This window comes from Bordetella pseudohinzii (assembly GCF_000657795.2).
Taxonomy (GTDB): domain Bacteria; phylum Pseudomonadota; class Gammaproteobacteria; order Burkholderiales; family Burkholderiaceae_B; genus Bordetella; species Bordetella pseudohinzii.
Genome location: NZ_JHEP02000020.1, coordinates 1 through 15051 on the forward strand (window position 1 = coordinate 1; position 15051 = coordinate 15051).

Consider the following 15051-nt stretch of genomic DNA (forward strand, 5'->3'; position numbering starts at 1 on the left):
CCCGCGGTCAGCGTGCCGCCGGCCTGGGCCTCGTCGTCCGGGCCGCCACCGATGAGGACCTGGCTGTGCTTGCCGGCGAGATGGAGGGTCTGATCACCGAGGTCCAGGGCGCCGCGGTTGGAGAGCTGGATGCCGGCCTTGCTTTGCAGTTTGAACGTCCCTTCGGAATGGTGCCACCGGGATCCCTCGCCATCGACAAGAATGCGGGTCGTTCGGATCTCGTAGCGCTGGTACATCTTCAGTCTTGGGGTGCCGAAGGTGGCGGCATGCTTGCTGATCAGGCTGCCGCCGTCCTGGATCTTGATCGTGGCGGCGCCGCCCATCGTGGAGTTCAGGCCTTTGTTGAGGGTGACGACGCTCGATGCGCCGCTGACCAGCAGGGTTCCGGCATCGTCAGGATGGAAGGTGAATTGGGCAGTGGCATGCGAGATAACGGTGCCACCGTCCTTGACCTCAAGCGTGCCGTTGCCGTCCCAGCCGACGTAGTTTTTGGGATTTCGGCCGAGAGCGAAGGCGCCGTAGTCGCGGATAGTGAGGCTGGAGCCTGGGCCGCTGACCACGGTCTTGCCTTGATGCAGATTGAGCGTGTGTACATGCAGCCGGCCTTGGTTCTCCACGTGTAGCGTGGGGGTTCTGCCGCCGAGCAGGATTTCGCCGGTGACAAGCGAGGACCCTGGGCCCGTGATATGCACCACGCTCCTATCCCCGCTCAGGGTCACCCCTGAGCCGGGCGCCCAGGTGCCCCCGTCTTTGACGGTGACTTTCGCAGTGCCCTGCAAGGTGATCCGGTGTTTGTGGTGCAAGTCGCGCGGGGTCGCACCGGGCATGACCTCCAGCGCTTGTTGTGTACGGATCGTGGCGTCAACGTTTTGTCCATGGACGATCGACGGCCCGATCAGCAGGGGAAGGCAAAGCGCGATTGGGGTAGGACGAAATGACGGGGGGGGGGGGGGGGGGGGGCGAGGGGCGTTGAGTGTATGGCATATCGGTTGACCTGATACGTGTTGATGACCTTGGGTATTCGGACGTCACACATATGATCAACAGCGCCCTGTTTGATCGAGGGGCTTGCCACCCCGATTAAGACCAGTCTGCTACTAGAAAGACTTTCCCGGATACGCGGGTAGCGTTGTCGTACAATTTTCCGTCAGTATTCGTACAACCCCGCCGGTATAATCGGCCGGGTTTTTTCCTCCGCCCGGCCGCAGGCCACCGGGGTCTTCTCGATGACTGTTCCCTACGAATCGCAGGCCGTGCCACGGCGCCCGCGCAACCTGGCCCAGGGGCTGGTTGAGAACTTCACCGGGCGCATCCGCGCCGGCGATATCGCGCCGGGGCAAAAACTGCCGACCGAGTCGGAGATCATGCGTCAGTTCGGCGTGAGCCGCACGGTGGTGCGCGAGGCGCTGTCGCGCCTGCAGGCTTGCGGCCTGGTCGAAACCCATCATGGCGTCGGCACCTATGCCTTGCGGCCCAGCGGGGAGGACGATTTCCGCGTCGATCCGGCCGGTCTGGCCACGGTGCAGGATGTGCTCGTCCTGCTGGAATTGCGCATCTGCCTGGAGACCGAGGCCGCGGGTCTGGCGGCCCAGCGCCGCACGCCCGAGCAGCTGGCCGCCATGCGCCGCACGCTCGACGCCTTCCAGGCGCGCTTGCGCGCCGAGGGCGACACCGTCACGCCCGACTTTGAATTCCACCTGCTGATCGCCCAGGCGACCGGCAACCGGTATTTCGCCGGGCTGATGTCGCACCTTGGTTCGGCCGTCATTCCCCGCACCCGCATCAATGCGGCGCGCATGGCCGGCGATGACAACGAGCCCTATCTGGTGCGCGTCAACCTTGAACACGAGACCATCTTCGAGGCCATCCGCCGCCAGGATGCCGAAGCCGCGCGCGCGGCCATGCGCACGCACTTGAGCAATAGCCGGGAGCGCCTGCGCCGCCTGGACGGGCAGCGCTGACAGTCCTTAATATCCGGCGGGAGACACCCGCCGCCTTCATCCGGACCGGGTATCGGCCGGCTTGTCTACGGAGCGGATTTTGCGCAGATTGACTTTACGATTCGTGATCGCGGCCTTGCTGTTGCTCACGGCAAGCCGGCTGGGCCTGGCCTGCTGGCAATGGGACCGCGTGGAGGCGGCCGGCGGCCTCTGGCCGATTGTGTTCGGCGGCTGGCGCATCGATCTGGTGATGGTGGGCATGGTGATCGCCATCCCGGCGGTCTTTTCCTATTGGTTTGGCCACCGGCCGCTGGCCGTGCGTATCACCGCCTGGTGGTTCCGCCTCTGGTGGATGCTGCTGGTGCTGCTCGAGGTGTCCACGCCGCAGTTCATCGCCGAATACGATACCCGTCCCAACCGCCTGTATTTTGAATACCTGGTCCACCCGCGCGAGGTCGCCGGCATGCTCTGGGAGGGCTATAAGGGGGTGTTGCTGGCGGCTTTGCTCGTGCTGCTGCTGGCGGCCTGGGCGGCGCGGCGCCTGTTTCCCACGGACAGGATCGATCCGCGCATGAAGTGGTGGAAACGGCCGCTGGCTTCCGTCCTCACCCTGGCCGTGGTCGTGCTGGCCATACGCGGCACGCTGGAACACCGGCCCATCAATCCGTCTGTCGTCGCCTTCAGTGGCGACGCCATGGTCAATACCCTGCCGCTGAACTCGCTTTACAACGTGCTGGACGCGGCCTACCGGCTGCAGGATGAGCGCTCGTCCGCCGCGCTGTATCCCAAGATGCCGGTCGGGCGCATGAATGAAGCGGTGCGCCGGGCCGCCGGCCTCGAAGGCCCGCCGCTGGATGCCGACTTCCCCAGCGTGCACGCCCAGAAGGCCACGGTGCGCCGCGACAAGCCGCTGAACCTGGTCATCATCCTGCAGGAGAGCCTGGGGGCTCAGTACGTGGGCAGCCTGGGCGGCGCCAACCTGACGCCGGAGCTCGACAAGCTGGGCAAGGAGGGCTGGATGTTCCACCGCGCCTATGCCACCGGCACCCGCTCGGTGCGCGGCATCGAGGCGGTGACGGCGGGCTACCTGCCCACCGTGGCCGAAGCCGTCGTCAAGCTGCCGCGCTCGCAGACCAATTTCTTCACGCTGGCATCCTTGCTGCGCACGCACGGCTACCAGTCGCGTTTCGTCTACGGCGGCGAGTCGCACTTCGACAATATGCGCGGCTTCTTCCTGGGCAATGGCTTTGACCAGATCGTCGACCGCAAGGACTTCATCGATCCGGTGTTCGTCGGCTCCTGGGGCGCTTCGGACGAAGACATGTTCACCCAGGTGGATCGCCTGCTGCGCCAGGACGGCGACAAGCCGGTGTTCACGCTGGCCTTCTCGGTGAGCAACCATTCTCCCTGGGAGTATCCGGCCGGCCGCATCCAGCCGCAAGGAGAGCCGGCCTCGGTCGAGAACACCGTGCGCTACGCGGACTGGGCCATCGGGCAGTTCTTCGAGAAAGCCCGCAAGGCGCCGTATTGGGATAACACGGTGTTCCTGGTCATCGCGGACCATGATTCGCGCGTCTTTGGCGCCAACCTCGTGCCCGTGCGGCATTTCCAGATTCCGGCCCTGATCCTGGGCGGCAGCATCGCGCCGCGCCAGGACGAGCGCCTGGTCAGCCAGATCGATATGGCGCCGACCCTGCTCTCGCTCATGGGCGTGGACAACGTCAATCCCATGCTGGGCAGCGATCTGACGCAGCGCGATCCCAATCGCGCCATCATGCAGTATGGCGACAACTTCGGTTATCTGCGCGGCGACTCGCTGGTGGTCATCGAGCCGCATAAGGCGCCGGCTGCTTTCCGCTATGTGCGCTTGCCGCGCGATCAGGAGGACAGGTTCGAGCCCGTAGCCGAAGACGCCGCGCTGACCGAAGAGGCGCTGGCCTATGCCTTGTGGCCGAGCTGGGCCTACCGGGAAGGGCGCTACAAGACGCCGCCCCAGACTTTGGGCCGATAACAAGCAAGCGGGCCTGGCATAGCCAGGCCCGCTTGCTTTGGCGCAGCGCGCTTACAGGCGCGCCGGCGTCACCGTGCCCGCGCACTGGCCGAAGCCGATGCGCGGATAGCCGGGTTTGACGCACTCGGCCCGGATGATGATCTGGTCGCCGTCCTCCAGGAAGGTGCGCGTCTCGCCCCAGGGCAGCGCGACGGGCGTCTTGCCGCCCTGGCTCAGTTCCAGCAGCGAACCAGCCTCGCTGGCGCCAGGACCGGACAGCGTGCCGGTGCCCAACATGTCGCCGGCTTGCAGATTGCAGCCGTTGACGGTGTGATGGGTGATGAGCTGGGCCACGTTCCAGTAGGCGTCGCGGAAGTTGCTGCGCGACAGGCGGGCCGGCGGGGCCTGGCGCGCGCGCGAGGCTTCGGTGGTGATCAGGACTTCCATCTGCACATCGAAAGCGCCTTGGGCGCGGTTGGCTTCCGACGCCAGGTAGGGCAGGGGCTGCGGATCGCCTTCGGGGCGCTTCCATTGCGTGCGGAAGGGTTCGAGCGCTTCAAGCGTGACGATCCAGGGCGAGATGGTGGAGGCGAAGTTCTTGGACAGGAAAGGCCCCAGGGGCTGGTATTCCCAGGCCTGGATGTCGCGCGCCGACCAGTCGTTCAGGATGCCCAGGCCGAAGACATGCTGTTCGGCCGAAGCCAGGGCGATGCGATCGCCCTGCGCATTGCCCTGGCCGACGAAAATGCTCAGTTCGAGTTCATAGTCCAGGCGCTTGCAGGGACCGAACAGCGGCGCCTCGCCTTCGGCGGCGGGGCGTTGCTGGCCCACCGGGCGGGGAAAGCGCTGCTCCACGCCGATGGAGGAGGCGCGGCCGTGATAGCCGATGGGAACCCACTTGTAGTTGGGCAGCAGCGGGTTGTCCGGGCGGAACTGCTTGCCCACGGCGGTCGCGTGATGCAGCGAGATATAGAAATCGGTGTAGTCGCCGATGCGCGCCGGCGTGGTGAACTCCGCCTCGGCCTGGGGCACCAGCAGGGGTTCGATCAGGCCGCGCTGCGCGGCGCCTTCGCGCAGGGCGCGCGACAGGGCCAGACGCAGGGCGCTCCAGGCCTGGGGGCCCAGGGCCATCAGCGTGTTCAGCTGCGTGTCGGCGCAGGCTTCCAGGGCCCGCGCGGCGTCACCCTCGAAGGGGCGGGCGGCGCGCAGCGCGCCCAGGTCCACGATGGCCTGGCCGATGGCCACGCCGGGGCGGAAGGCCTCTTGCGAGCCGCGGCGGCGGAAGGACGCGAAAGGCAGGTTCTGGATGGGAAAGTCGGTCTGGCCGTCGTTGGCGCTGGCGACCCAGCTCTTCAAGGACGGGTCATGGGTTTCGTTCAGGGTCATGTCGCTTGGATCTCGGTTGCCGGCCGCCAGGGGCGGCCGGGTATTGTTCTTTTGATGGGGCCTTAAGCGCGTTCGGGATTGAAATGCTTCTTCAGTCCCTGCCAGCACTGATAGTAATCGCCCTGCAGCTGCGGGGACTTCAGGGCTTGTTCGGTGGGGCGGATGACACGGCGCGTCTCGAACATGAAGGCCATGGTGTCGCGGATGTAATGCGGTTTGCTGGTGTCGGCCACGCTGGCCTTCTCGAAGGTGTCGGCGTCCGGGCCGTGGCCGCTCATGCAATTGTGCAGGCTGGCGCCGCCCGGCGCGAAGCCTTCCGCCTTGGCGTCATAGACCCCCTGGATCAGGCCCATGAATTCGCTGGCGATGTTGCGGTGGAACCAGGGCGGACGGAAGGTGTCTTCCATCGCCAGGATGCGCGGCGGGAAGATGGCGAAATCCATATTGGCCGTGCCCGGCGTGTCCGAAGGCGAGGTCAGCACCGTGAAGATGGACGGATCCGGATGGTCATAACTGATGGAGCCGACCGTATTGAAGCGGCGCAAATCGTATTTGTAGGGCGCGTGCGTGCCGTGCCAGGCCACGACGTCCAGCGGCGAATGCGCCAGCGGCGCGCGCCAGAAGCCGCCGCTGAACTTGGCGATCAGCTCGAAATCGCCTTCGACGTCTTCATACCAGGCCACGGGTGTGAGGAAGTCGCGCGCATTGGCCAGGCCGTTGGAGCCGATGGGGCCGAGTTCGGGCAGGCGCAGGGCCGTGCCGAAGTTCTCCAGCATGTAGCCGCGCGCCTGGCCGTCGGGCAGCTCGACGCGAAAGCGCATGCCGCGCGGCAGCACGGCGATCTCCAGCGGCTCCAGGTCGATAAGGCCCATTTCGGTGGCAAGGCGCAGCCGGCCTTGCTGCGGCACCAGCAGCATCTCGGCATCGGCGTTGTAGAAGAAACGTCCCTGCATGCTCTGGTTGGCCGCATACAAATGGATGCCGACGCCGCTGTGCTCGTCCGGACTGCCGTTGCCGCCCCAGGTCTGCATGCCGTCAATGAAATCCGTGGGTTCGCTGGGCAGGGGCAGCGGGCTCCAGCGCAGCTGGTTGGGGGTGACAGGGCCCTGGCCGAAGTCGGACAGCCAGCGGCGCGCCCCGGCATAGGGCTGGAACGGCCGGTGCACCACGCCCGGACGGATGCGGTAGAGCCAGGAGCGGCGGTTTTCGCCGCGCGGGGCGGTGAAGGCCGTGCCCGACAGTTGTTCGGCGTACAGGCCGTAGGGGCATTGCTGCGGCGAATTGCGGCCGGCGGGCAGGGCGCCGGGCAGTGCTTCCGTGGCGCAGGCGTTGCCAAAGCCGGATTGGTATTTCAGGGACATGGTTTGTCTCCGGTGGGCCGCGCATGGGCCCGATCGTTATGAATGCCGGGCGAGATGCCCGCAGCTGAGTCGATTTTGCGCAAAATTGCCTAGCGTGGAAATGGGAATGTATAAATACAAACTATAAATTTCATGAATAATGCTGCCGCCATGGACGAATTGCGCAAACTGGATCTCAATCTGCTGGTGGTGTTCCAGCATCTGCTCGAAGAGCGCAACATCTCCGCCGTGGCGCGCCGGCTGGACCTGTCGCAGCCGGCCGTGAGCAATGCGCTGCGCCGGCTGCGCGAGGCCTTCGGCGACGAGCTTTTCGTGCGCACGGCCCGGGGCATGCTGCCCACCCCCCTGGCCGAGGGCATGGGCGGGCCGGTGGGCGAGGCGCTGTCGCTGCTGTCCCACCTGACGGACGCGGCCCAGCCTTTCGAACCGGCCACCACCCAGCGGCGGCTGCGCATCGCCATGTCGGATGTGGGCGAGATTCATTTCATGCCCAGCCTAATGGAACTGTGCGCGCGGCACGCGCCCGGCGCGCGCATCGATTCGCTGCGCCTGGCCGGCGCCGATCTGCAGCGCGAGCTGGATGCCGGCCGCGTGGACCTGGCGCTGGGCGCTTTCGAGGGGCTGGGCGGCGGCATCGTGCAGCGCATGCTGTTTCGGCAGGGCTACGCGACCCTGTTCCGCGCCGGCCATCCGCGCGCCCATGCGGGGATGACGCTGCGCGCCTTCCGTGCCGAGCGGCATCTGGTCGTCTCGCGGGCCGCGCCCGACGGGCAGGTCAACCAGGCCTTGGAGCGCGCCGGCGTCGTGCTGGCCGACCAGTTCAGCGTGCCGCATTTCGCGGCCGTGCCTTATATCGTCAGCACCACCGATCTGCTGGCCACCGTGCCGCAGAAGCTGGCCGCCAGCGCCGCGCCTCACTTCGGCCTGCGGGTGCTCACGCCGCCGGTGAAGGTCCCGTTTCTGCAGACCAATCTGTATTGGCACCGCCGCTTCCAGCGCGACGGCGGCAACCAGTGGCTGCGCGCGCTCATCATCGAGACCTTCGCCGACCGCGCCTGAGCCGGCCGCGCCTAGCCGGCCGCGCCTAGTTTGACCGCGCCGCCGAGGCGCGGGCCACGGCCAGCGCCTCGGTGAGCACCGCCATGTCGCCGATATGGTTGGACAACACCAGGATGAGGGCCGCGTTCATCTCGCGGCTTTGCTCGTCGCTCAGATCCTGGTGCGCGTCGATCAGGGCCTGGTAGAAGGCATCCGGCGCGCTGAGATTGGGAGTCAGGTTCAAGGGCATGGCGCTTCCTTCAGGACTGGCCGGCGGCGCGGGCGAGCGCGGCGCGCAAGGCGGTGGCATCGGTATCGCGGCGGCGCGCGGCGATGTGCTGATCGGGGCGGATCAGATAGCAGCTGCCCGGCCGGGCGTCGTAGCGGGCCGCGAGCAGTCCGGCCGTATCGCTCACGCCGCGGGTGCCGGCGGGGGCTTGCCAGGACGCGCCCGCCGGGCGCACCAGCACGATGCGGGGCGCCAGCGGGCTGTCGGCCACGGCGCGCAGATCGGCCAGCACCCGCGCATCGGGCGCCTGCTCGCCGCCGAACCAGGCCAGGGTGAACCCTCCGTCCAGCACCTGCAGCCACCATTGCTGTCCCGCGTCGTCGGCCACGGGCGCATCGGCCGCCACGCTGCCGGGCAGCATGGCGCCGGCAAAGGCGTGCGCATCGGGCGTGTTCAGCGGCGAGTCCGCATAGCGCGCCGGCAGCGACAGCCGGCCGCTGTTGACCAGGCCGCGCGCAAACGCATGGTCGCGCGCCAGGTTGAGCACGGCATTGCGGAAGTTGCGGCTGATCTCGCTCTTGGGCGTGATGAAATCGGTCGAGCGCGAAGAATTGAGGATGTTCTCGTCGGCGGCGTATTCGCGCTCGCTCGCATAGCTGTCGATGAGGCGGTCGGGCGCGTGGCCGTCGAGCACCAGCTGCAGCTTCCAGGCCAGGTTTTCGGCATCCTGCACGCCGCTGTTGGCGCCGCGCGCGCCGAAGGGCGAGACACGGTGCGCCGCGTCGCCGGCGAACAGGACGCGGCCATGGCGGAAGCGGTCCATGCGCTCGCAGGCAAAGGTGTAGACGCTGACCCATTCCAGCTCGAAGGGCGTGTCCGGCCCGAGCAGGGCGCGGATGCGCGGCAGCACGTTGGCGGGCTTGACGGCTTCGACCGGATCGGCGTTCCAGCCGAGCTGGAAATCGATGCGCCAGACATTGTCGGGCTGCATATGCAGCAGGACCGACTGGTTGGGATGGAAAGGCGGGTCGAACCAGAACCAGCGCTCGGCGGGAAAGGGCGCGCTCATCTTCACGTCGGCGATGAGGAAGCGATCCTTGAAGATGCGGCCATGCGCTTCCTGGCCCAGCAGCTTGCGCACCGGCGAGCGGGCGCCGTCGCAGGCGATGAGCCATTCGGCTTGCAGCGCGTAAGGGCCGTCGGGCGTATCGACGTCCACCGTCACGCCCGCGTCGCGCGGCGTGACGCCCGTCACCTTGTTCTTCCAGCGCAGCTCGATATTGGGCTCCGCGCGGGCGGCCTCAAGCAGATAGCCCTCGGCGTAGTACTGCTGCAGATTGATGAAGGCGGGCCGACGGTGGCCGCTTTCGGGCAGCAGGTCAAAGCGCCAGACCTCGCCTTCGCGGAAGAACACCTTGCCCACATTCCAGGACACGCCCTTGTCCACCATGCGCTGGCCCACGCCGAGGCGGTCCCAGATCTCCAGGGTGCGCTTGGAAAAACAGATGGCGCGCGAGCCGGTGGACAGCCGGCAATCGTCGTCCAGCACGATCACGCGCGTGCCGCGCCGGGCCAGGTCCAGGGCCGTGGACAGGCCCACGGGGCCCGCGCCGACGATCACCGCGCGATGCGCGGCCGAGGCGCCGGGCTGCTGATCGGCGCACGCTTGATAGGCGAACTCCAGCGCCTGGTAATCAATGTCTCCCACGACGGTCTCCTGCGTGGCTTTTTTATTGTGTATTGAGCATGGCGCGGCCCGGCCCGCGTTGTCGACGGGCCGGCGCCGGCGGGTCCTGCGCGGCGGTCAGCCTTCGAGCTGCTTCCACATGTCGATGTCGCGCTTGTCGGTCCAGATGCGCGGATCGACGATGCCCTGCGCTTCGTCATAGGCGCGCGACACGTCGAAGGGCATGCAGTGATCGAAGATCACCCAGTCGCTGTAGCGCGGTTTCATGAAGTCGTAGACTTCGCGGTAGATGGCCTTGAGGTCCTTGCCCTCGGCCACGCCGCGGTTGACCGCGCCGTACAGATCGGTCAGGAAGGCGCGCGTGCCGGCCAGGCCCCGGCGCACTTCCTCGGCGTTCTTGAGCGCCGGGCCGCGGCCGGGCACCATCTTCTCGGCGGCAAAGCCGGCCAGCGTGTCCAGCGTGGTGGGCCAGTCGCGGAAATAGGCGTCGCCGCAATACGGCGTGGATTGATACTCGACCAGGTCGCCGGCGAACAGGATCTTCTGCTCGGGCAGCCAGGCGATGGTGTCGCCCTTGGTGTGGCCGCGCCCGACTTGCAGCAGCTTGACTTCCAGATTGCCCAGGTTGACCGTCATCTCGCCCTTGAAGGTCATGGTGGGCCACACCAGGCCCGGCGGGATCGATTCCGCATTGCGGAAAAGGCGCGGAAAGCGCCCGATTTCGCTGGCCTTGTCCTGCTCGCCGCGCTCGGCGATCAGGTCCCAGGTGTCGCGGCTGGCCAGGATCTCCTGGGCCTGGTAGGCCGAGGCGCCAAAGACCCGCACCGCGTGATAGTGCGACAGCAGGATGTATTTGATCGGCTTGTCCGTGACTTCGCGGATGCGGCGGATCACGTCCTGCGCCATGACCGGCGTGGCCTGCGTGTCGACCACCATCACCGCCTCGTCGCCGATGATCACGCCCGTGTTCGGATCGCCTTCGGCCGTATAGGCATAGGCGTTGTCGGACAGCTTCTCGAAGGACACCACCTTGTCCTGAAGATCGGCGTGCGATGCGAATTGCTTGCTCATCTTGTCTCCTTACCTTGATAGGGGGCGCGCGCTCTGCGGGCGGGCGCGTCTGGAGGAGACTATAGCGAGGCGTTAGTTTTTATGCAATACGTTCGTTATAGACAAATACCTGGGGATCAGCGTTTCTGACAATGGGGACAGAAGTAAGTGGCCCGCTGCCCTTGGACGATGCGCCGGATGGGGCTGCCGCAGATCCGACAAGGCTGGCCGGCGCGCTCGTAGACGGCGGCGTGAATGGCGAAATAGGCCCCCGGCTCGCCGGTGGCGCCGACGTAGTCGCGCAAGGTGCTGCCGCCCGAGGCCAGCGCATCGGCCAGGGTGGCGCGCACGGCCTCGGCCAGCCGGTCGCAGCGCGGCCGCGACACCTTGCCGGCCGGCAGGCGCGGGTCGATGCCGGCGCGGAACAGGCTTTCCGAGGCGTAGATATTGCCCACGCCGACCACGGCGTGGCCGGCCAGCAGCGCCTGCTTGATGGCCACGCGCTTGCCGCGGAAGTGGTCGTGCAGCCACTTGCCGTCAAAGCGCGGATCGAAGGGTTCGATGCCCAGGCCGGCCAGCAGCGGATGCGCCTCGACCGGGCCGGTCGCGGCCGGGTGCCAGAGCACGGCGCCGAAGCGGCGCGGATCGTGCAGCCTGAGGATGGCGTGGTCGAAGACCCAATCGACATGGTCGTGCTTGCGCGGCGCCTCGTCCATGGACACGCGGCGCAAGGAACCCGACATGCCCAGGTGGACGATCTGCACGCCGTGCTCGAAGCGCAGCAGCAGGTACTTGCCGCGGCGGTCCGTGGCCAGGACCGGGCGGTCGGCCAGCAGGGCGGGAAGGTCGGCGGGAATGGGCCAGCGCATGCGTGATTCCCGAACGACGAGACGGCGCAGGGCTTGGCCCGTGATGACGGCGTCGATTCCTCGGCGCGTGGTTTCGACTTCAGGCAGTTCCGGCATGAGCCAGTGTAAGATGGACAATTACGTGTACAAAGATTGTGCCATCAACCGGACGGGCCGCGTGAAGTTGTCGCTCAAACACATTAATTTCGGATTGGCCTCGTTGGCATTGGCGCTGGCGAGTGTGCAGGCGGTCACCGCCCAGGCCGCCGAGCCGCGTCCTTCGAGGGACGCCACCGGCCCTCGGCTGATCGAGGCGCCGCGGCAACCGGAAACCCAGGTCATCCGCCTGCATCCGGGCCGCCTGCCCGATGTCACGCTGACCGGCGACATCTTCTACCGCATCGTGGCCGCCGAAATCGCCGCCCAGCGCGGTCTCTATAGCCCGGCGGCCACGACGCTGCTCAACCTGGCCCGCGAGACCAGCGACCCCCGCCTGGCCCGCCGCGCGCTGGAGTTCCAGCTGGCCGGCGGCAACCTGCCCGGCGCGCTGGACGCCTCGCGCGTCTGGGCCCGGCTGTCGCCGGGCGACGTCGAAGCCAATTCCACCGAGCTGGCCCTGGCCGCGGCCAACGGACAGACCAAGGGCCTGGCCCAGGCCCTGCGCCAGCGCATCGACGCCACGCCCGACAAGGTGGCTGGCATCACCCAGGCCATGGGCGTGCTCAGCCGCCTGAACGACCGCCGCCTGGCCCTGCGCATCCTCGATGAAGCGCTCTCCGACAATGTGCGCAAACTGCCCGCCGCCCACCTGGCCCTGGCCGACGTGGCCCAGGCCGCCGGCGACTTCCCGCGCGCCGACAGCGAGGCGCGCGCCGCGCTGGCCGCCGATCCCCGTTCCGAAGCGGCCGCCCAGCGCGTGCTCGAATACGGCGCCAAGGTCGATCCGGTGCGTGCCGAGGCAGCCGCGCGCGCCTTCATCGCGCGCAATCCCAATGCCCGCAAGCTGCGCCTGATGCTGGCCGGCCAGATGGCCGAGCGCGGCGACTACGAGGGCGCCCAGGCCGAGCTGTCGGCCATGTCGCGCCGCTCGCCCGAGGATTTCGACCTGCTCTTCATGCAGGCGCAACTGGCCTACAAGGCCAACCATCTGAACCAGGCCCGCTCGCTCCTGAAGCAGTACCTCGACGTCCAGGACCAGCGCAAGCAGGCCACCGCGCCCGGCGCCTCGGATGCCGGCGCCGCGGCCGCCGACGCCCATGTGCTGCTGTCGCGCATCGCCGAGGACCAGGGGCGCTATGACGAGGCCATCGCCGAGCTCGGCCAGATCGACGACCCCTCCATGCGCTATGCCGCCCACATGCGCCAGGCCACGCTGCGCGCCCGCCAGGGCCGTATCGACGATGCGCTGGCGCTGGTCGATGCCGCCGGCCCCCAGGATGACGAAGAGCGCACCCTGGGCGTCTTGACCAAGGCCCAGATCCTGCGCGATGCCGACCGCCTGGACCAGGCCATCGCCCTGCTGGCCAAGGCCGACCAGGCGCTGCCCGATACGGTCGAGATCAAATACGAGCTGGCCATGCTCTACGAGCGCAAGGGCCAGATCGATCAGCTGGAAAAGCTGCTGCGCCAGGTGATCGCGCTCGACCCCGAGCATGCCCACGCCTATAACGCGCTGGGCTATACGCTGGCCGACCGCAACCAGCGCCTGCCCGAGGCCCTGGACCTGATCACCCAGGCCCTGGAGCTCTCGCCCGATGATCCCTTCATCCTGGACAGCATGGGCTGGGTCAAATTCCGCATGGGCGACCTGCCCGCCGCGGCCGAATATCTCAAGCGTTCCTATGCCAAGCGGCCGGAACCGGATATCGCCGCCCACCTGGCCGAGGTGCTGTATGCCCAGGGCCAGCGCCAGCAGGCCGAAGAAATGCTGCGCGGCGCCTACCGCAAGGAACCCAAGAACCGCACCGTGGTCGACACCATGAAGCGCCTGGGGGTGCGGCCGTGAGCGCACGCCGTGACTGGCTGGCGCGCGGCGCCCGCCTGGGGCTGGCCCTGTCGCTGGGCGTCATCGCCGCCTGCACCAGCCTGCCCAAGTCGCAGGGCGTGGCCGGCGACACGTTCGCGCGCTCCGGGCGTTTCGCCATCACCGCCACCGAAGTCGACGGCCGCCAGCAGGCGGTGCAGGGCGGCTTCAGCTGGCAGGACAACGGCCGCGAATATGTGCTGGACCTGACCAACCCCCTGGGTTCGACCGAGGCCCGGGTGCAGGGCGGGCCGGGCTCGGCCCTGTTGACGCGGGCCAATGGCAGCCGCCTCCAGGCCGCGGACCCCGACACCCTGGCCGAAGACGCGCTGGGCAGCCCGGTGCCCGTCTCGGGCCTGCGCGACTGGCTGCGCGGCCGCCTGGCCAGCCAGCCCGAGGCGCAAGCGGTGCAGCGCGACGAGGCCGGCCGTCTCACGGGCTTCGAGCAGGGCGGCTGGTCCGCCCGGCTTTCGCGCTACGACAACGCCGGCCCCCAGCTGCTCATGCTCGAGCGTCAGGAGCCGGGCCGCCGCATCGTGGTGCGGCTGGTCGTCAATCCCGTATCCGCGCCGTGACGCTCTACGACGTACCGGCGCCCGCCAAGCTCAACCTGTTTCTGCACATCGTCGGCCGCCGCGCCGACGGCTATCACCTGCTGCAGAGCGTTTTCCGCTTTATCGACCTGTGCGACACGCTGTCCTTCGAGGCGCGCGCCGACGGCGCCATCGAGCGCGCCTACGAGCTGCCGGGCGTGGCGCCCGAACAAGACCTCGTGGTCCGGGCCGCCCGCGCCTTGCAGGCGGCCACCGGCACGAAGCAGGGCGCGCGCATCGGCCTGGACAAGCGCATTCCGCAGGGCGGCGGGCTGGGGGGCGGATCCAGCGATGCGGCCACCACGCTGATCGCCCTGAACCGCCTGTGGGGCTGCGGGCTGTCGCGCCGCGAACTCATGGCCCTGGGCCTGCCGCTGGGCGCCGACGTGCCGGTGTTCATCTTCGGCCAATCCGCCTTCGCCCAGGGCGTGGGCGAGGACTTGCAGGCCGTGGCGCTGCCGCCGGCCGCCTACCTCGTGCTGCAGCCCGAGGCCAGCGTGCCCACCGCGGAGATTTTTTCCGCCCCCGATTTGACACGCGACTCAAAACACGTCAGAATTACGGACTTTCTTGCTTTGCCTAATTTCGGTTTCGGCCGGAATGACATGGAAGCGGTGGTTTTCCGGTTGTATCCTCAAATCGAGGCCTGCGTCCGGGGACTTGCGGGGCTGGGTATCCGGGTCCGCATGTCAGGGTCTGGCGCGTGTTTGTTCGCCGAGTACCCAACACTGTCCGCCGCCCGTGAAGCTGAAGGCGTTTTGGCAAAGTTCGAAAATACCGCTACAATGCGCGGCGCTGACAAAACAGTCAGCGAAACGCAGCCCGAATTTCAGTTGGGTTTTCGCTTGATCAAGGCATGCGCCGGGTTGAACGAGCATCCGCTGCGAAGTTGGATTGCAAGCTAGT

General features: G+C 67.6%; 13 protein-coding genes. 6 read left to right on the plus strand and 7 right to left on the minus strand.

What is annotated here, in order from left to right; translation table 11 throughout:
• Nucleotides 1-695, minus strand: a 695-nt coding sequence (locus L540_RS19505; RefSeq protein WP_197085672.1) for a hypothetical protein, incomplete at its 3' end; no start/stop codon positions are given.
• A 531-nt stretch (nucleotides 696-1226) separates the two neighbouring features.
• Between L540_RS19505 and L540_RS19510 the strand changes: the two genes are divergently transcribed.
• Nucleotides 1227-1961 carry a FadR/GntR family transcriptional regulator gene (locus L540_RS19510; protein ID WP_043212239.1) on the plus strand — a complete coding sequence of 245 codons (735 nt, stop codon included), beginning with the start codon at nucleotides 1227-1229 and terminating at the stop codon, nucleotides 1959-1961.
• 79 nt (nucleotides 1962-2040) lie between these two features.
• Nucleotides 2041-3951: an LTA synthase family protein gene (locus L540_RS19515; RefSeq protein ID WP_043212237.1), complete on the plus strand. Its 1911-nt coding sequence runs from the start codon at nucleotides 2041-2043 to the stop codon at nucleotides 3949-3951.
• A gap of 51 nt (nucleotides 3952-4002) precedes the next feature.
• Here the strand turns inward: L540_RS19515 and fahA are convergent, their stop codons facing one another.
• Both fahA and hmgA read right to left on the minus strand, forming a co-directional pair.
• Nucleotides 4003-5316 carry a fumarylacetoacetase gene (gene fahA / locus L540_RS19520; protein WP_043212234.1) on the minus strand — a complete coding sequence of 438 codons (1314 nt, stop codon included), beginning with the start codon at nucleotides 5314-5316 and terminating at the stop codon, nucleotides 4003-4005.
• Nucleotides 5317-5378: 62 nt separating this feature from the next.
• Nucleotides 5379-6677 carry a homogentisate 1,2-dioxygenase gene (hmgA, locus tag L540_RS19525; RefSeq protein WP_043212232.1) on the minus strand — a complete coding sequence of 433 codons (1299 nt, stop codon included), beginning with the start codon at nucleotides 6675-6677 and terminating at the stop codon, nucleotides 5379-5381.
• A gap of 150 nt (nucleotides 6678-6827) precedes the next feature.
• On the opposite strand from hmgA, the gene L540_RS19530 reads away from it, so the two are divergent.
• A complete protein-coding gene (locus tag L540_RS19530) occupies nucleotides 6828-7736 on the plus strand; it encodes a LysR family transcriptional regulator (RefSeq protein WP_043212263.1) in 909 nt (302 codons plus the stop codon).
• A 25-nt stretch (nucleotides 7737-7761) separates the two neighbouring features.
• On the opposite strand, the gene L540_RS19535 is transcribed toward L540_RS19530, so the two are convergent.
• The 4 genes from L540_RS19535 to mutM all read right to left on the minus strand — a co-directional run bounded on the left by L540_RS19535 (nucleotide 7762) and on the right by mutM (nucleotide 11646).
• Complete coding sequence (locus L540_RS19535; RefSeq protein ID WP_043212229.1) at nucleotides 7762-7965, minus strand: DUF2783 domain-containing protein; 204 nt, start codon at nucleotides 7963-7965, stop codon at nucleotides 7762-7764.
• A gap of 10 nt (nucleotides 7966-7975) precedes the next feature.
• Complete coding sequence (locus tag L540_RS19540; protein WP_043212227.1) at nucleotides 7976-9652, minus strand: FAD-dependent oxidoreductase; 1677 nt, start codon at nucleotides 9650-9652, stop codon at nucleotides 7976-7978.
• Between the two features lie 96 nt (nucleotides 9653-9748).
• A complete protein-coding gene (locus tag L540_RS19545) occupies nucleotides 9749-10702 on the minus strand; it encodes an MBL fold metallo-hydrolase (RefSeq protein WP_043212225.1) in 954 nt (317 codons plus the stop codon).
• A 116-nt stretch (nucleotides 10703-10818) separates the two neighbouring features.
• On the minus strand, nucleotides 10819-11646 hold the full coding sequence (gene mutM / locus L540_RS19550) for a bifunctional DNA-formamidopyrimidine glycosylase/DNA-(apurinic or apyrimidinic site) lyase (RefSeq protein WP_043212223.1): 828 nt from the start codon (nucleotides 11644-11646) through the stop codon (nucleotides 10819-10821).
• On the opposite strand from mutM, the gene L540_RS19555 reads away from it, so the two are divergent.
• Genes L540_RS19555 through ispE form a run of 3 tightly spaced genes read left to right on the plus strand, consistent with a single transcriptional unit; the run spans nucleotide 11645 to nucleotide 15050 of the window.
• Nucleotides 11645-13534 carry a tetratricopeptide repeat protein gene (locus tag L540_RS19555; RefSeq protein ID WP_043212221.1) on the plus strand — a complete coding sequence of 630 codons (1890 nt, stop codon included), beginning with the start codon at nucleotides 11645-11647 and terminating at the stop codon, nucleotides 13532-13534. The two genes, mutM and L540_RS19555, sit on opposite strands and share 2 nt — an antisense overlap.
• Entirely contained in the window at nucleotides 13531-14127 is a 597-nt protein-coding gene (gene lolB, locus L540_RS19560; RefSeq protein ID WP_043212219.1) for a lipoprotein insertase outer membrane protein LolB, read from the plus strand. The genes L540_RS19555 and lolB overlap by 4 nt, the downstream gene beginning before the upstream one ends.
• Nucleotides 14124-15050: a 4-(cytidine 5'-diphospho)-2-C-methyl-D-erythritol kinase gene (gene ispE / locus L540_RS19565; protein ID WP_043212216.1), complete on the plus strand. Its 927-nt coding sequence runs from the start codon at nucleotides 14124-14126 to the stop codon at nucleotides 15048-15050. Before lolB ends, ispE begins: the two co-directional genes overlap by 4 nt.
• Nucleotide 15051: the final 1 nt, after the last annotated feature.

Bases quoted from the DNA above. Each gene is read 5' to 3' on its own strand.
- L540_RS19510 (WP_043212239.1), top strand. From the start codon at position 1,227: ATGACTGTTCCCTACGAATCGCAGGCCGTGCCACGGCGCCCGCGCAAC.
- fahA (WP_043212234.1), bottom strand. From the start codon at position 5,316: ATGACCCTGAACGAAACCCATGACCCGTCCTTGAAGAGCTGGGTCGCC.
- hmgA (WP_043212232.1), bottom strand. From the start codon at position 6,677: ATGTCCCTGAAATACCAATCCGGCTTTGGCAACGCCTGCGCCACGGAA.
- L540_RS19530 (WP_043212263.1), top strand. From the start codon at position 6,828: ATGGACGAATTGCGCAAACTGGATCTCAATCTGCTGGTGGTGTTCCAG.
- L540_RS19535 (WP_043212229.1), bottom strand. From the start codon at position 7,965: ATGCCCTTGAACCTGACTCCCAATCTCAGCGCGCCGGATGCCTTCTAC.
- L540_RS19545 (WP_043212225.1), bottom strand. From the start codon at position 10,702: ATGAGCAAGCAATTCGCATCGCACGCCGATCTTCAGGACAAGGTGGTG.
- L540_RS19555 (WP_043212221.1), top strand. From the start codon at position 11,645: ATGAGCCAGTGTAAGATGGACAATTACGTGTACAAAGATTGTGCCATC.
- mutM (WP_043212223.1), bottom strand. From the start codon at position 11,646: ATGCCGGAACTGCCTGAAGTCGAAACCACGCGCCGAGGAATCGACGCC.